Annotated in this window: 16 protein-coding genes; 10 read left to right on the top strand and 6 right to left on the bottom strand. The window is 73.0% G+C overall.

Annotated features, from left to right (window positions below; all coding sequences use genetic code 11):
* Positions 1 to 10: 10 nt before the first annotated feature.
* The 3 genes from PHK61_RS11690 to PHK61_RS11680 form a co-directional block, all read right to left on the bottom strand.
* A complete protein-coding gene (locus PHK61_RS11690; RefSeq protein ID WP_274281309.1) occupies positions 11 to 1,024 on the bottom strand; it encodes a LacI family DNA-binding transcriptional regulator in 1,014 nt (337 codons plus the stop codon).
* Positions 1,025 to 1,094: 70 nt separating this feature from the next.
* On the bottom strand, positions 1,095 to 1,301 hold the full coding sequence (locus PHK61_RS11685) for a hypothetical protein (protein ID WP_274281148.1): 207 nt from the start codon (positions 1,299 to 1,301) through the stop codon (positions 1,095 to 1,097).
* Between the two features lie 82 nt (positions 1,302 to 1,383).
* Positions 1,384 to 2,295, bottom strand: a complete 912-nt coding sequence (locus PHK61_RS11680) for a slipin family protein (RefSeq protein WP_274281147.1) — start codon at positions 2,293 to 2,295, stop codon at positions 1,384 to 1,386.
* A gap of 515 nt (positions 2,296 to 2,810) precedes the next feature.
* Between PHK61_RS11680 and PHK61_RS11675 the strand changes: the two genes are divergently transcribed.
* Both PHK61_RS11675 and PHK61_RS11670 read left to right on the top strand, forming a co-directional pair.
* Entirely contained in the window at positions 2,811 to 3,422 is a 612-nt protein-coding gene (locus tag PHK61_RS11675; RefSeq protein ID WP_274281146.1) for a dihydrofolate reductase family protein, read from the top strand.
* A 31-nt stretch (positions 3,423 to 3,453) separates the two neighbouring features.
* Positions 3,454 to 4,635 carry an FAD-dependent monooxygenase gene (locus PHK61_RS11670; protein ID WP_274281145.1) on the top strand — a complete coding sequence of 394 codons (1,182 nt, stop codon included), beginning with the start codon at positions 3,454 to 3,456 and terminating at the stop codon, positions 4,633 to 4,635.
* On the opposite strand, the gene PHK61_RS11665 is transcribed toward PHK61_RS11670, so the two are convergent.
* Positions 4,625 to 5,260 carry a TetR/AcrR family transcriptional regulator gene (locus tag PHK61_RS11665; protein ID WP_274281144.1) on the bottom strand — a complete coding sequence of 212 codons (636 nt, stop codon included), beginning with the start codon at positions 5,258 to 5,260 and terminating at the stop codon, positions 4,625 to 4,627. The two genes, PHK61_RS11670 and PHK61_RS11665, sit on opposite strands and share 11 nt — an antisense overlap.
* 344 nt (positions 5,261 to 5,604) lie before the next feature.
* On the opposite strand from PHK61_RS11665, the gene PHK61_RS11660 reads away from it, so the two are divergent.
* From PHK61_RS11660 to PHK61_RS11650, 3 genes are all read left to right on the top strand, one after another.
* Positions 5,605 to 6,216, top strand: coding sequence for a sterol desaturase family protein (locus PHK61_RS11660; protein ID WP_337993954.1), 612 nt, complete (start codon positions 5,605 to 5,607; stop codon positions 6,214 to 6,216).
* Between the two features lie 216 nt (positions 6,217 to 6,432).
* Entirely contained in the window at positions 6,433 to 7,794 is a 1,362-nt protein-coding gene (locus tag PHK61_RS11655) for an FAD-binding oxidoreductase (protein WP_274281143.1), read from the top strand.
* Between the two features lie 340 nt (positions 7,795 to 8,134).
* Positions 8,135 to 8,551, top strand: coding sequence for a hypothetical protein (locus tag PHK61_RS11650; protein WP_274281142.1), 417 nt, complete (start codon positions 8,135 to 8,137; stop codon positions 8,549 to 8,551).
* A 78-nt stretch (positions 8,552 to 8,629) separates the two neighbouring features.
* On the opposite strand, the gene PHK61_RS11645 is transcribed toward PHK61_RS11650, so the two are convergent.
* Complete coding sequence (locus PHK61_RS11645; RefSeq protein WP_274281141.1) at positions 8,630 to 9,034, bottom strand: VOC family protein; 405 nt, start codon at positions 9,032 to 9,034, stop codon at positions 8,630 to 8,632.
* A 69-nt stretch (positions 9,035 to 9,103) separates the two neighbouring features.
* Between PHK61_RS11645 and PHK61_RS11640 the strand changes: the two genes are divergently transcribed.
* Positions 9,104 to 10,117 (top strand): AraC family transcriptional regulator, encoded by a 1,014-nt coding sequence (locus PHK61_RS11640; RefSeq protein ID WP_274281140.1) that lies wholly within the window; start codon positions 9,104 to 9,106, stop codon positions 10,115 to 10,117.
* Between the two features lie 11 nt (positions 10,118 to 10,128).
* On the opposite strand, the gene PHK61_RS11635 is transcribed toward PHK61_RS11640, so the two are convergent.
* Positions 10,129 to 10,545, bottom strand: a complete 417-nt coding sequence (locus PHK61_RS11635; RefSeq protein WP_274281139.1) for a carboxymuconolactone decarboxylase family protein — start codon at positions 10,543 to 10,545, stop codon at positions 10,129 to 10,131.
* A gap of 251 nt (positions 10,546 to 10,796) precedes the next feature.
* Between PHK61_RS11635 and PHK61_RS11630 the strand changes: the two genes are divergently transcribed.
* The 4 genes from PHK61_RS11630 (at position 10,797) to PHK61_RS11615 (ending at position 13,937) form a co-directional block, all read left to right on the top strand.
* Positions 10,797 to 11,201 carry a DUF302 domain-containing protein gene (locus tag PHK61_RS11630; RefSeq protein ID WP_274281138.1) on the top strand — a complete coding sequence of 135 codons (405 nt, stop codon included), beginning with the start codon at positions 10,797 to 10,799 and terminating at the stop codon, positions 11,199 to 11,201.
* Positions 11,201 to 11,806 carry a class I SAM-dependent methyltransferase gene (locus PHK61_RS11625; RefSeq protein WP_274281137.1) on the top strand — a complete coding sequence of 202 codons (606 nt, stop codon included), beginning with the start codon at positions 11,201 to 11,203 and terminating at the stop codon, positions 11,804 to 11,806. Before PHK61_RS11630 ends, PHK61_RS11625 begins: the two co-directional genes overlap by 1 nt.
* Positions 11,807 to 12,007: 201 nt before the next feature.
* Entirely contained in the window at positions 12,008 to 13,261 is a 1,254-nt protein-coding gene (locus PHK61_RS11620; RefSeq protein ID WP_274281136.1) for a cytochrome P450 family protein, read from the top strand.
* Positions 13,262 to 13,322: 61 nt separating this feature from the next.
* Entirely contained in the window at positions 13,323 to 13,937 is a 615-nt protein-coding gene (locus PHK61_RS11615) for a TetR/AcrR family transcriptional regulator (RefSeq protein WP_274281135.1), read from the top strand.
* Positions 13,938 to 14,287: the final 350 nt, after the last annotated feature.

Raw genomic sequence — 14,287 nt, 5'->3', positions numbered from 1 at the left:
GCGCCGTGCCTCACCCCGTCGCGGGACCGGGCACGGCGGTGGAGGAGCGCACGACGAGCTCCGGGGCGAACACGACCCGGCGGTGCTCGTGCTCCGGGCCGGCGCCGACCTCGGCGAGCAGGAGGTCCACCGCGGTCCGGCCGAGGAGCTCGCGGGGCTGGGCCACCGACGTCAGCGGCACCGCGGCGGCCTCGGCGAACTCGATGTCGTCGTAGCCGACGATCGCGAGGTCGTGGGGTACCCGCAGGCCCCGCCCGACGCTGCGCTGCAGGAGCCCGAGTGCGAGCAGGTCGTTCGCGCAGAACACGGCGGTCGGCCGACGCCGGGACGGCAGGCCCGCGAGCCGGTCGCCGGCGCGGCGGCCCTCCGCGACGGTCAGACCGGTCGTCTCGACGACCACGAGGTCCGCCGGATCGCGCCCGACGCGCTCGAGGGCCGACCGGGCGCCGGTGATGCGGTCGGCGACCTGGCCCAGCGACGTCGGGCCCCCGACGACCGCGATCCGCTCGTGCCCCAGCTCCAGCAGGTGGTCCACGGCCAGGGCGCCGCCGGTGACGTCGTCGACGGTCACCGAGCAGTGCGTCGGGCCGGCGCCGCGGTCGACCAGGACGACCGGCGTTCCCCGCCGTGGCAGCTGCTCGAGCCGCGGGTCGGTCGGGTCCACCGGGGTCACGAGCACGCCCTGGACCCGCTGCTCGGCCAGGAGGTCGAGGTAGCGGGCCTGCCGGTCAGGGTCGCCGCCGCAGTCGCACAGGTAGGTCGCGAGGTCGGCGGCGTCCGCGGAGCGCTGCACGCCCGCGGCCACGTCGGTGAAGAACGGGTTCGCGGCGTCGAGGACGACGAAGGCCAGGGTGCGGCTGCGCCCGGAGCGGAGGTGTCGCGCCGACTCGTTGCGCACGAAGCCCAGCGCCGTGATGGCCGCCTCGACCCGGCTTCGCGTCGCCGCCGCGACCCGCTCGGGCCGGTTGAGCACGTTGGAGACCGTGCCGAGCGAGACCCCGGCGTGCGCCGCGACCTCCTTCATGCTCGGTGCGCCCACGCCGTCATCATGCCGTGCCCGGTGTCGCCGGGGCGGGACGGACGAGCCGTCGCGGTCAGGACTCGAGGGTGAGCGGGGCGCGCCCCAGGACGCGGGCCGCGCCGTCGAGGTACGCCTGGCGGTACGCCGGCGGGATCCACTGGGCGGTCCGGAACACCCTCAGCACGGCGTCGTCGTACGTGTCGTCGAGGTGCACTTCGACTCGGTCGGCGCTCTCGTCGTGCCCGTCCCGAGCCCGCGCGTCGATCGGCGTGTCGGCCATGGCACAAGAGAGTGCACGCCGTCCGCCTCCGGAGCCACCTCACTCCGACCGTGTGTCGTGACGGGAGTGTGGCAGCAAGCGCTTACTGATGATCACGGCTGCGCCGCCGGCGGGCGCGGGTCGCGCCCACCGGCGCCCTCCGCGGCGTTCGCGGGCGTGGGCGGGGGCGCATCCGGGGCGCTGCGCGGCGGGGGGCCGGGGGACCGGCCGGGCCGGGCACCGCGCGGTGGCGTGCCGGCGGCGGGCCGATCCGGGTCGTCGCGTCCGGGGGCCGCCCCTCGGACGGGGTGATGCGCTCGAGGAACCGGAGCAGCTCGACGGGGAAGGGGAGGACGAGCGTCGAGTTCTTCTCGGCCGCCACCTCCACCACCGTCTCCAGGAGCCGGAGCTGCAGCGAGGCCGGGTGGTCGGCCATCGTCTCGGCGGCCTCGGAGAGCATCGCCGCCGCCTGGCGCTCGCCGTCGGCGGTGATGATGCGGGCGCGACGTTCGCGCTCGGCCTCGGCCTGCCGCGACATCGAGCGCTTCATCGACTCGGGCAGCGAGACGTCCTTGATCTCGACGCGGTCGATGTGCAGGCCCCAGTCCATCACCGGGGTGTCGATCATCAGCTCGAGGCCCTGGTTGAGCTTCTCCCGGTTGCTGAGCAGGTCGTCGAGGTCGCTCTTCCCGATGATCGACCGCAGGGACGTCTGGGCGAGCTGTCCGACGGCGGACATGTAGTCCTGCACGTCCACCGCCACGCGGACCGGATCGATCACCCGGAAGTAGATGACCGCGTCGACCCGCACGGTGACGTTGTCGCGGGTGATGCCGTCCTGCGCCGGGACCGGGAGGGTCACGATCTGCATGTTGACCTTCGTCAACCGGTCCGCGATCGGCCAGAGCAGGACGATCCCGGGCGCTCTCGTCGTGCCGGGCTCCACCCTGCCGAACCGGAAGACGACACCGCGCTCGTACTGGCGCACGACCCGCGTGCTCGTCCCGACGATCATCGCGACCACCACGAGAACGGTGGCACAGACTGCAAGGAGAACGGTCATCTCGCCACATCCCTCACCGCGGCTCCCGACCGGGCGGGGGGCCGCCGCAGTGAACGTAGCGCAGGTGACGGGAGGAGTCGCCGTGCTCGTGGGCGGGGTGAGCAGGGCCGGTGGACCCCCGGGGCGCGGACCGAGGGTCCCTGGTGAGGGTCGATCACGGGGGCTGGGATCGACCCCGGTGGAATCGTCGGCCTGGTCGTCGCCCGCTTCGTGCTCTTCGTCGCCGCCCGGGCCGCGACGCTGCGGGAGAACGAGGCGCGGGTCCTCCCGGAGCCGTCGCCGGTGGTGGTCCGGCCGCCGTCAGCGTCGTCCGCGGTCCCTCGCCCCGGGCCGCCGCCGGGCTGTTCGGTCCCGGTGCGGTGGTGGGTGCGGTCGGTGGTGCGCTCGCCCGACGACACTGAGCGGGCCCGGCGTCACCTGCTAGCGTGTCCCGACCACTTGCAAGTCGCAACCGCTCAGGAGGGCCGATGACGGACACCACGTGCCACATGTCGATCTCGCTGGACGGTTTCGTCGCCGGGGCGGACCAGAGCCGCGACGACCCGCTGGGCAAGCGCGGCGTCGAGGTGCACGGCTGGCACATCGGCGATCCCCGGGCGAACGAGGCCGACCGGGTGGCGAACGGGTGGCTCATGCGCCCCCGCGGGGCCTACGTCATGGGCCGGAACATGTTCGGGCCGGTCCGCGGCGCGTGGGACGAGGACTGGCGCGGCTGGTGGGGGCCGGAGCCGCCGTACCACGCCCCGGTCTTCGTGCTCACCCATCACGCCCACGAGCCCATCGAGATGGAGGGCGGGACGACGTTCCACTTCGTCACCGACGGCTTCGACGCCGCCTACGCCCGCGCGGCCGAGACCGCCGGCGACCGGGGCGTGGACATCGCCGGGGGCGCGTCCACCGTGCGGCAGGCGCTGAACGCCGGCGTCGTCGACGAGCTCACCCTGGACATCGCCCCCACCCTGCTCGGCGCCGGCGAGCGCATGTTCGACGGTGTCGGCTCCTTCGACTTCGAGCCCGTCGAGGTGCTGCACTCTCCGCTGGCGACGCACATCCGGTACCGCAGGGTCGGCGCCGGCTGAGGGGCGTCCACGTCGATCGGGCAGGGGGACCATGAGCGCGATCAGGGTGGTGGTGGCGGGCGCGAGCATCGCGGGGCCCGCGGTGGCCCACTGGCTGTCCCGGCGGGGTGCCGAGGTGACCGTGGTGGAGCGCGCCCCCGACCTGCGACCCGGCGGGCAGGCGGTGGACGCCCGCGGGGTGGCCAAGGAGGTCATCCGGCGGATGGGGCTGGACGCGGCCGTGCGTGCGGCCTGCACCGAGACCGTCGGCGCGTGCACCGTGGACGTGGACGGGACCGTGCTGGAGACCCACCGCGCGGACGACGACGGCGGCGACGGCTTCATCGCCGAGATCGAGATCCTGCGCGGGGACCTGTCCCGGGTGCTCCACGACGACACCCGGGACCGTGTCGAGTACGTCTTCGGCGACCGGATCGTCGAGCTCACCCAGGACCCGGGCGGGGTCGACGTCTCCTTCGCGGGCGGTGACCGGCGGCGCGTCGACCTGGTGATCGGGGCGGACGGGCTGCACTCGGGCCTGCGGGCGATGGTCTTCGGGGCGCGGGAGCGGTACGTCCGCCACCTCGGGCACGTGCTGGCCTTCTACAGCGTGCCGAACGTGTTCGGCCTGGACGGCTGGCTGATCGAGTACCAGGAGTCCGGACGCTCCGCGGGCCTGCGGCCCATCCGGGACGCCACGCAGGCGATGGCGATGTTCTCGTTCCCCTCGCCCGAGCTCGACGTCGACCACCGCGACGTCGCGGCCCAGAAGGCGCTGCTGCGCGAGCGGATGGCCGACCACGGCTGGTGGACCCCGCGCATCCTCGCCCACCTCGACGACGCCCCGGACTTCTACCTCGACCAGGTCGCCCAGGTGGTGATGGCCCGCTGGTCGAGCGGACGGGTGGGCCTGCTCGGCGACGCGGCGTTCAGCTCGTCGCCGATGTCCGGGCAGGGGACCGGGCTGGCCCTGGTCGGCGCCTACGTGCTGGCCGGGGAGCTGGCCGCGGCCGACTGGGACCCGGAGGCCGGCTTCGCCGCCTACGAGGCGCGGATGCGCCCGTTCGTCGAGGCCAACCAGCTGATCGGCCGGTGGAACGCGGGGAGCCGCGCCGTCCCGCCGACCACGGACCCCGCCGAGTGGGACATGGCGGTGATCGAGCGCGCGATCAACGGGATCGAGCTCCCCGACTACGCCGGGGTGCCGGACTCCGGCGCGGCCGTCAGGCGCTGACCGGGCCGCGACGGGTGTGGTCGGACACCAGCGCCGCGATCAGCCGGGTCACCCGCTGCGTCATCTCCTCGGCGCCCTGGTCGGGGTGGGCGACCCACCAGTCCATGAACGAGTCGACGATGCCGAGCCACGTCCGGACCATCGCGGAGACGTCGAGGTCGTCGGTGATCCCGGCGGCGCCCAGCAGCTCGAGGACCCCCTCCCGGGCGAGGGCCTCGATGCGCGCGGAGTACTGCGCGACGACCTCGGCCGCGGGCCCGTCCGCCGGCGCCGTCCGGTCGCGCAGGAGGCGCCAGACGTGGCGGCGGTCGTCGAGCACCGCGAACATCGCCGCCAGGGTGCGCACCCCCCGCTCGACGCCGGCGCTCCCGTCGCGGGCCACCCGCTCGATCTCCGTGGCCAGCAGGCCGCCCGCCTCCGCGAGGCACGCGGCGTGCAGGCCCTCCTTCGAGCCGAAGTAGCTGTAGACCAGCGCCTTGGAGATCCCCGCGGCCTGCGCCACGTCGGCGACACCGGTGGCGGCGAAGCCGTCGGTGCCGAAGGCGACCGAGGCGACCCGCACGATCTCCTGCTCCCGGTCGGCGCGCGGCACCCCCTTCGTCCCGGCGTTCGGTCGCGCAGCCACGGTCCGACCCTACCGCGCGATATGACCCTGAGGTAACTTACCCGGAGGTCATATCGCTGGAGGGCCCATGGACGCACTGCTCGACCCCCTGCAGAACCCGGTCACCTACGCGGCCCCGTTCTTCGTGCTGGCGATCCTCGTCGAGCTCGCAGCGCTGCGGTGGCTCGACCACGACGACTCGGTCTCCGGCTACGCCCTCCGCGACGCGCGGACCTCCATCTCCATGGGCGTCGTGTCGCTGGTGTTCCTGACGCTGTTCAAGGTGGTGACGTTCTTCGCGTTCAGCGCGGTGTACGTCCACCTCGCCCCGTTCCACCTGCCCACGGACAACCTGGTGGTACTGGGTGCTGGTCGTGCTCGGGGTCGACCTCGGCTACTACGGGCACCACCGGTTCAGCCACCGCGTCCGGATCGCCTGGGCCGGCCACCAGGCGCACCACTCCAGCGAGTTCATGAACTTCGGCACCGCGCTGCGCCAGAAATGGAACCCCTGGTTCGAGTTCTTCTTCTGGCTGCCCCTGCCGCTGCTCGGCTTCGCGCCCTGGACGCTCTACGCGGCGTTCGGCGTCAACCTCGTCTTCCAGTTCTTCGTCCACACCGAGCTGGTCGACAAGCTCCCGCAGCCCGTCGAGCTCGTCTTCAACACGCCGTCGCACCACCGCGTGCACCACGGCCGCGACCCCGAGTACCTCGACCGCAACTACGGCGGCATCCTCATCGTCTGGGACCGGCTGTTCGGCACGTTCGCGGCCGAGCAGCGGCGACCGTCGTACGGGCTCACCACGCCGGTCGGGACGTACAACGTGCTGACCCTGCAGTACGGGCACTACGTCGACATCGCCCGCGACGTCCGGTCGGCGCGTCGCTGGCGCGACCGGCTCGGGTACGTCCTCGGCCCGCCCGGCTGGCAGCCGTCCGGTGGCCCGGCGCCGGAGCCGGTCCTGCCGCGGCGCTGACCCCGCGACGTCGGTGATGCCGGCGTCGGGCCGACCCGCCGGCGACCGCCGGAGGTCGCTCGGTCGCCGGCCGTGACCGCACTCGCCCACCTGCCTGCGCCGCCTCGTCCTGCTCGTCGGTGACGGGGTCGAGCCGGTACCGCGCCACGACCGACCCGCAACCGTCGAAGGTCACCGTGGGGTCCCCGAACACGGCTCCGGGGAGGGGACCGACCCATGACCGCACTGCTGTCCGACATCGACCAGTTGCGCGCCGGCTTCTCCGGCGACGTGCTCTCGCCCGCCGACGAGCCCTACGAGTCCGCCCGCATGGTGCACAACGGGGCGATCGACCGCCGCCCGGGTCTCATCACGCGGTGCCGCTCCACGGCGGACGTGGTCGACGCGGTCACCTTCGCCCGCGAGCACGGCATGGAGGTGTCCGTCCGCGGCGGCGGCCACAACGTGGCGGGTCGTGCCGTCACCGACGGCGGACTGATGATCGACCTGTCCCCGATGCGGGGCATCCACGTCGACGCCAGGACCCGCACCGTGGGCGCGCAGGGCGGCGTGACGTGGCGGGAGTACAACCGGGCCGCCCACGTGCACGGCCTCGCGACCACGGGCGGCACGGTGTCCACCACCGGCATCGCCGGCCTGACGTTGGGTGGCGGCGTCGGCTGGCTGATGGGCACCCAGGGGCTGGCGATCGACAACCTCCTGTCGGTCGAGGTGGTCACCGCGGACGGGACGGTGCGCACGGTCGGCGAGCACGACGAGCCGGACCTGTTCTGGGCGATGCGGGGCGCCGGCGCCAACTTCGGTGTCGCGACCTGGTTCGAGTACCGGGCGCACCCGCAGGCCACCGTCGTGGGCGGGCTCACCGCGTACCCCCTCGAGGACGCCGAGGACGTCCTCGCGGTCTACCGCGACGCCATGGTGAACGCGTCCGACGAGCTGTCGGCCTTCTACGTCCTCACCCACGCGCCGGACGGTTCCGGGACGAAGCTCGTCGTGGTCGTCACGTGCCACCTGGGCGACCAGGCCACGGCCGACCGCGAGCTGGCGCCCCTGCGCTCGGCCGGCACCGTCCTCATGGACACCGTCGGGCCGATGCCCTACCCGGCGGTCAACATGCTGCTCGACGACGGCTTCCCCCGCGGCGCGCGCAACTACTGGAAGTCCGGGTTCGTCGAGGCGGTGGACGGCGACCTGGCCCCCAGGATGGTGGACGCGTTCCGGCGCTCACCGTCGATCATGAGCGGTGTGCTGCTCGAGCACTACCACGGCGCGGCCACGCGTGTCCCCACCACGGCGACGGCCTACCCGCACCGCGAGCCCGGGTTCAACATGGTCATCGCGGGCGAGTGGCTGGCGCCGGAGGACGACGACGCCAACCGCCGGTGGGTGCGCTCCCTGTTCGGGGCCCTGGCGTCGCACCTGGGCGACGCGTCCTACGTCAACTACCTGGACGCCGACGACCTGCAGCGCACCCGTGCGGCGTACGGGCCCAACTGGGACCGGCTGGTCGAGCTGAAACAACGCTGGGATCCGGACAACGCCTTCCACCACAACCACAACATCGCACCCGGTCGATGAGGTGGGGTGCCCGAGGCGCTCGTCGAAGAACGAGCCTGTCCAGAGCCCGTATTCGTCTTGTGCGGACGGTGTCGGCCTGCTCACGGGTATGGCTCTACCGATCAGCATCGGTGTGCACCGACCATTGTCCGTGGCGGAGGAGGAAAGACGGCGCACCCGGTCGAGGGCGCCTGGAGACCGCCGCGACGGAAATGGTCGTGCGTGGGTCGCGCCCCGCCTGTCGAATTCGACGCACCGGTGGCCACGGGGAGCGGGTGGCAGATCGCTGCGGTCCGGGTCGGTCGAGCCAACCCGGGCTCGTGTGCCACCGCGAGCGGCGCCGGTGAGGAAGGGAGTCATCGTGTTGGGCGATCGATTGGGTGAGGCCACGGGCAAGTTCACCGGTGTTCGGGTGCTGCCCACCGAGGGCGGCCAGGTGAAGATCGAGGTGTCGTTCCAGGGGAGTGGCACCCTCCTGGGCCAGGAGATCACCGACACCGGCACCTACACGCAGACGGTTCGGCCCGGCGGTGTGCTCTACGGCGAGGGTCACGTGCTGTTCATGACCTCGTCCGGGGATGTCGTCGACTGGACCGGAGGCGGGGTGGGCCGGCCCACCGGCCCGGGCTACAAGGCCAGCTACGGAGTGTGGGGCTCGGCGGAGACGAGCTCGGAGAAGCTCGCCCGGCTCGGCCAGGTCGGCGACGTCATCGAGTACGAGGTCGAGGAGGACGGGAGCTACCGCTGGACGATGTGGGAGTGGACCGGGGCGGGCTGAGCGCCCGTGGACGGTCGACCGGTCGTCGACGTCGCGGCACCGCGCCCGCGACCACCAGCGGGTGCGGTGCCGCAGGGCTCATGCTCCGGCCGGCGGGGCGAAGAACTCCAGCGCGATGCCGTCGGGGTCGCGGAACGCGAGACCCGAGCCGTACGGCGCGTCCTTGATCGCCGCGTGCTCGATGCCCAGCTCGTCGAGCGTGCGTGACCACTTCTCGAGCTCGTCGCGGTCGGGGCAGCCGAAGGCCACGTGGTCGAGTCCGATGCGGAATTCGCTGAAGGACCCGGGAGGGACGCCGCGGCGGTGCTGGTGGAGGCCGAGCAGCGTGCCGCTGCCGAGCAGGTAGACGGTGTGGTGCATGTCGGGGTCGGTGTCCTCGTCGATCACCGGCCGGGCAGCGAGGAGGGCTTCGTACCAGGGGACGCTCACGGCGAGGTCGCGCACCGTCAGCGCCACGTGTGTCAGCGGCGGGAATTCGGACATCGTTTCCACTCCTTCGTCGGTGTCCAGCGTGGACACTCCCGATGGTGTGCGGGCGGAGAGGGAAACCCCATGACCGCGAAACCGCGGGTCATAGCCGAGACCCCGGGAAACGTCCCGACGGGTGACGCCCTGTCCTCGGCGCTCGATCACCTGCGCCTCGACGGGGCGCTGTTCTTCCGTTCCGAGCTCACCGATCCGTTCGAATTCGAATCCAGCCCGCTCGCCCTCGCCGACGCGCTGGTGCCCGGGGCCACGCGATTGATCCTTTTCCACATCGTCGCGTCCGGGTCGTGCTGGGTCGCGGTCGACGACGGCGTGCGTCACCGGGCCGACGAGGGTGACGTGATCGTGCTGCCGTACGGCGACCACTACGTGTTGGGGAGCGAGGGCACCAGCGAGTGCGTCCCGATCCTCTCGTTGCTGGATCCCTTGCCGTGGGCGGTGATGCCGGTGCTCCGCCACGGAGGTGGTGGACGACGCACCGAGATCGTGTGCGGTTACCTCCACAGCACCGACCCGCTGTTCGATCCGACGCTGCGGGCACTGCCCCCGCTGTTCGTCGTGCGCCTGACCGGTGGTCCCGCGACCCGCTGGGTCACCGCGAGCATCGAGTACGCGATGACCAACGCCGCCTCGCCGTCGAACCTGTCGCCCGACGTGATCGTGAAGCGCCTCCCCGAGCTCGTCCTGCGCGAGGTGCTGCGCGCACACCTCGCGAGCGCGCCCGCGGTCGACCACGGTTGGCTCGCCGCCCTGCACGACCCGGTGCTCGCACCCGCTCTGGCCCTGCTGCACCGGCACCCCGAGCGGCGGTGGACCGTGGCGCAGCTCGCGCGCTCGGTGTCCACGTCCCGCTCAGCGCTCGACGCGCACTTCCGCGCCGTGCTCGGCCGCTCGCCGATCCGCTATCTGACCGCGTGGCGCATGCACCTCGCCGTGGAGCTGCTGGCGACGACCACGCTCGCCGTGGCGGCGATCGCCCGACGTCTCGGCTACGACTCCGAAGAGGCGTTCAGCCGCGCGTTCAAGCGCGAACAGGGCAGGTCGCCCAGCCACTGGCGGACGAGCACAGGGCGGACATGAGGCGCCGGCGCTCACGGGCGGCCGGTGACCGCGTCGTGGCGGGCCCGGGCGTCACGGAAGGCAGCGAACGCGTGAGGGGCGTAGGAGGTCGCCGGGCCGCCACCCATCATCACCACGACGCCGAGGGCCTCGGCCACCTCTTCCTCCGAGGCGCCCCGGCGTGCGGCGCCGTCCGCGTGGGCCTCGATGCACCCGTCGCACTGCTCGGCGACGGACAGCGCCAGCGCGAGCAGCTCCTTGGTCCGCGCGTCGAGGGCACCGTCGGCGAGTGCGGCGCTGCGCAGTCCGGCGAAACCGCGGTACACGTCGGGGATCGCGCGGCGCAGCGCGCGGCCCTGGGCCTGGAGGTCCTCGTCGCCGTGACGGCGCTGCGGCTCCGTCTCGGGCGGGATGGGCCGATCCGTCGCGACGTCCCTGTCGGTGCGCATGACCGCAGGCTGGCGCCGACGTCCACCGCGGGGCAGGGGCGCTGGTCGTCGACCGAGCGTCGAAGGGCCCGGCCCGCGACGTTCGGACGGCCCTGCCACCACCCCGGCGCACGACCGAGCGTGACGAGCGTGGCCGCCATCGTCTCCTGCCCGCTCCTCGGGTCGATGGATGCCGGGCTCGACGGAGGTCTCGGCCGGGACACCGCCGACCACCACGGAGGCACGACGCACGGCGAACGAGAGGGACGACGATGGAGATGCGGCTCGACCTGCCCTACGCCGAGGCCGTCGCGCGGGTGCGCGAGGCGCTCGCCGCGGAGGGGTTCGGCGTCCTCACCGAGATCGACGTGAAGGCCACGATGGCCGCGAAGCTCGGTGTCGAGTTCGAGGACTACGTGATCCTCGGCGCCTGCAACCCGGCGCTCGCGCACCGGGCGCTCGAGGTCGACCGGTCGGTGGGCATGCTGCTGCCCTGCACCGTCACGGTGCGGGCCGAGCTGGGCGACGGCGGCGGGAGCCTCGTCGACGTGCTCGACCCGCACGTGATGGTCGAGACGACGGGGATCGCCGACCTGGGGCCCGTCGCCGACGAGGCCGGCGTCCGCCTCGCCCGGGTGCGCGAAGCGCTGGCGGGCGCCCCGGCGGGGAGGTCGTGATGGACGCCGCGGCGTGGGATGCCCGCTACGCGGATCCCGACCGGTTGTGGCCCGACACGCCCAGCCGCTGGGTGCACGAGGTGCTCGCCCACCGCCCGCCGGGCCGCGCGCTCGATCTCGCCTGCGGGGAGGGCCGCAACGCCGTGTGGCTCGCCGAGCAGGGCTGGGAGGTCATGGCGGTCGACTACTCCGCGGCCGCCCTCGAGCGTGCCGCCGCCGCCGAGATCCGGCGCGCGGTCCACGTCCAGTGGGTGCACGCCGACGTCACCACGTGGACCCCGCCGCGGCCGGTGGACCTCGTGCTCATCGCCTACCTGCACATCCCTGCCGACGAGCGCCGCCGCGTGCTGCACACCGCCGCATCCGCCCTGGCTCCCGGCGGCACGCTGCTCGTCATCGGGCACGATGCCGCCAACCTCACCCGCGGAGTCGGCGGGCCCCGCGACGCGTCCGTGCTCTACACCGCCCAGGACGTGGTGGACGACCTCGCGGACGCCGGGCTGGAGCTGGTCCGGGGCGTGGAGGTGCTGCGTCCGGTGAACGGCACCGACGCTGTCGACGTCGTCGTCGAGCTGCGCCGCGGAGGCGAGGAGGTGCCGACGTGACGGTGCGGGGTGGGTGGCCCTCGTCGGCGGGGCCGCCGAACGGGTCTCGATCCGGCGACCAGCCCGCCGTGGTGGACCTCACGACCTGACGCCGCCTCGCCGGCCGGAGCTCGGCGCCCGCGGCCGGTCACCTCACGAGCTGGCCGGAGGGAGGACCACCCGCTATCTTTGCAACAAGTCGTTGCAAAGTGGAGGATGGACATGCGCAGGACACCGACGCCGGCCTGGAGCAGTGTCCCGGCGAGCGAGCTGGCGTCGGTGGACATCACGAGCAGGCAGTTCGCGGTCGACCCGTTCGGCTTCTGGGAGCGGCTGCGGGCCGACGCACCGGTGCAGCCGGTGCGGTGGGTTCGAGGAAGCACGGCCTGGGCGGTCACGCGGTACGGCGACGTCGAGGCGGCACTCCGCGATCCGCGGATGCGCAAGAACCGCCACGACGCCCTGACCACGCAGCAGCCGCCGGCCACCCCGAGGGTGCCGAAGGCGCTGGCGTCGCTCGAGCGAGGGCTGCTCAGCGTCGACGGACCGGACCACGATCGCCTGCGTCGCCTCGTGCACCAGGCGTTCACCCCGCGCCGGATCGAGCAGATGCGCGACCAGGCCGCGTGCCTCTCGGACTCGCTGCTCGACATCGCAGCGCGACACGGCTCGATGGACCTGATCAACGACTACGCCGTACCGCTCCCGCTGATCATGATCGCGCGGATCATCGGCGTGCCCGAGAAGGACGTCTCGCGCTTCCGCGGCTGGACCCGGGCTCTGCTCTCCATCGGCGAGCGTCCGCTGCGCAGCATCGGGTCGGTCCTGGTGTTCATGCGCTACCTGCGCCGGCTGATCACGGTGCGCAGCCGGGACCCGCGGGACGACCTGGTCTCCGCGCTGGTCTCGGCCCGTGATGGAGGTGACCGGCTCACGACCGACGAGATCGTGGCGATGCTGGTCCTGTTGCTCACCGCGGGCCACGAGACCACGGTCAACCTCATCGGCGTGGGTACCTTGGCCCTGCTGGAGAACCCCGAGCACGCCGACCTGCTTCGCGCCCGGAGTGATGATCCCGAGGCGATGAGGACCGCGGTCGAGGAGCTGCTGCGTTTCACCAGCCCGGTGGAGACCGCGACCGAGCGCTGGGTCGACCGCGATGTCGTCATCGCCGATCACACCGTTCCCCGGGGGTCCCTGGTGCTGGCCGTGATCGCGTCGGCGAATCGCGACCCCTCGATCTTCCCCGACCCCGACCGCCTGGACCTGACCCGCTGGCCGAATCCGCACCTGGCCTTCGGCAAGGGCCCGCACTACTGCCTGGGCGCATCGCTGGCGCGGCTCGAGGCCCAGATCGCGATCCCGGCCCTGCTGCGCAGGGCGCCGACGCTGCGACGTCCCGACCCCACGGCTCCTGCCGCGTGGCGGGGTGGACCGATCGTGCGCGGGCTCGAGTCGTTGCCGGTGATCCTGTGAGCGGGACCGCCTGTCCCGGGACCGGATTGAAACAGCCTGTCGGGACGACGAGCATGACCGCGTGACGTCGACCTCCACGCCACCCGGCTCACCTCGGCGGCGCGACGCCGGGCGCCCGCGCGGCGCCGCGGTCACCGCCGCTGTGCTCGCGTCGGTACGCGCAGAGCTCGCCGAGACCGGGTTCGAGGGGCTCAGCGTCGAGCGCGTCGCCCGCCGCGCCGAGGTCAACAAGACCAGCGTCTACCGACGATGGCCCACCCGGGAAGCACTGGTCGCGGCAGCCATGGACGGGCTGCGTGACGAGTTCGTCGAGAGCCCCGACACCGGCAGCCTGCACGGCGACCTGTATGCGCTCGCCCTGCCCATCGCCGAGCTCGCGGCCCGGCCCGACGGCATCGCGCTCCTCAGGGCCGCCCTGTCGACCACCGCCGGGAACGACGTGAGCACCGATGCCTCACGGCGGGTCAGTGGTCGCGCCGACACGGTGTTCTCCATCGCCGACCGCGCCCGCGCCCGCGGGGAGTGGCGCGAGGGAGTCGAACCACGACAGGCAATCTTCACCCTGGTCGGCGCCATCATCCACCGAACACTGCTCGAGCGTGCCGAACCCACGGGCGACTGGCTCGACGGACTCGTCGACATCGTCTGCCACGGGATCCGCCGGGCGCCACCATGACGCGTGCGCGTCGTCGACCACACCACGGAGCGTCCGTCCGCCACGCCGAGATCAGGCCGCGTGCTCGCGGACGACCATCAGCCGGTTCTCGCGGCACGCCGCACGCCAGCTCGAACCGTGTGTAGGACTCGGTCTGGATGGCGCCGGCGCCCTCGGTGAACCGGCGGAACGCGTGGAACGCCGCGGGGCGCATCGTGGCCACGAGGCGGAACAGTAGGCTCGCCCGCTCGAACACGCTCGACCGCCTCCGGGGATACCGGGACCCGTTCCGACGTCGGGTCGTGGAGGGTCGAGGGTGCGCGGGACGGGGCACCGCGACGATCGGGTGCGCCCCCGGCCGTGGGGAGACC

The sequence above is a fragment of the Actinomycetospora lutea genome (assembly GCF_028737205.1).
GTDB lineage: Bacteria > Actinomycetota > Actinomycetes > Mycobacteriales > Pseudonocardiaceae > Actinomycetospora > Actinomycetospora lutea.
The sequence above is the reverse complement of the archived record's forward strand: the minus strand, read 5'-3'. Positions and strand labels throughout refer to the sequence as shown.

Excerpts from the sequence above, each read along its gene's own strand:
- PHK61_RS11635 (WP_274281139.1), bottom strand. The coding sequence starts at position 10,545 with ATGCGCACCGACAGGGACGTCGCGACGGATCGGCCCATCCCGCCCGAG.
- PHK61_RS11670 (WP_274281145.1), top strand. The coding sequence starts at position 3,454 with ATGAGCGCGATCAGGGTGGTGGTGGCGGGCGCGAGCATCGCGGGGCCC.
- PHK61_RS11625 (WP_274281137.1), top strand. The coding sequence starts at position 11,201 with ATGGACGCCGCGGCGTGGGATGCCCGCTACGCGGATCCCGACCGGTTG.
- PHK61_RS11645 (WP_274281141.1), bottom strand. The coding sequence starts at position 9,034 with ATGTCCGAATTCCCGCCGCTGACACACGTGGCGCTGACGGTGCGCGAC.
- PHK61_RS11690 (WP_274281309.1), bottom strand. The coding sequence starts at position 1,024 with ATGAAGGAGGTCGCGGCGCACGCCGGGGTCTCGCTCGGCACGGTCTCC.
- PHK61_RS11620 (WP_274281136.1), top strand. The coding sequence starts at position 12,008 with ATGCGCAGGACACCGACGCCGGCCTGGAGCAGTGTCCCGGCGAGCGAG.
- PHK61_RS11675 (WP_274281146.1), top strand. The coding sequence starts at position 2,811 with ATGACGGACACCACGTGCCACATGTCGATCTCGCTGGACGGTTTCGTC.
- PHK61_RS11685 (WP_274281148.1), bottom strand. The coding sequence starts at position 1,301 with ATGGCCGACACGCCGATCGACGCGCGGGCTCGGGACGGGCACGACGAG.
- PHK61_RS11680 (WP_274281147.1), bottom strand. The coding sequence starts at position 2,295 with ATGATCGTCGGGACGAGCACGCGGGTCGTGCGCCAGTACGAGCGCGGT.
- PHK61_RS11630 (WP_274281138.1), top strand. The coding sequence starts at position 10,797 with ATGGAGATGCGGCTCGACCTGCCCTACGCCGAGGCCGTCGCGCGGGTG.
- PHK61_RS11655 (WP_274281143.1), top strand. The coding sequence starts at position 6,433 with ATGACCGCACTGCTGTCCGACATCGACCAGTTGCGCGCCGGCTTCTCC.
- PHK61_RS11640 (WP_274281140.1), top strand. The coding sequence starts at position 9,104 with ATGACCGCGAAACCGCGGGTCATAGCCGAGACCCCGGGAAACGTCCCG.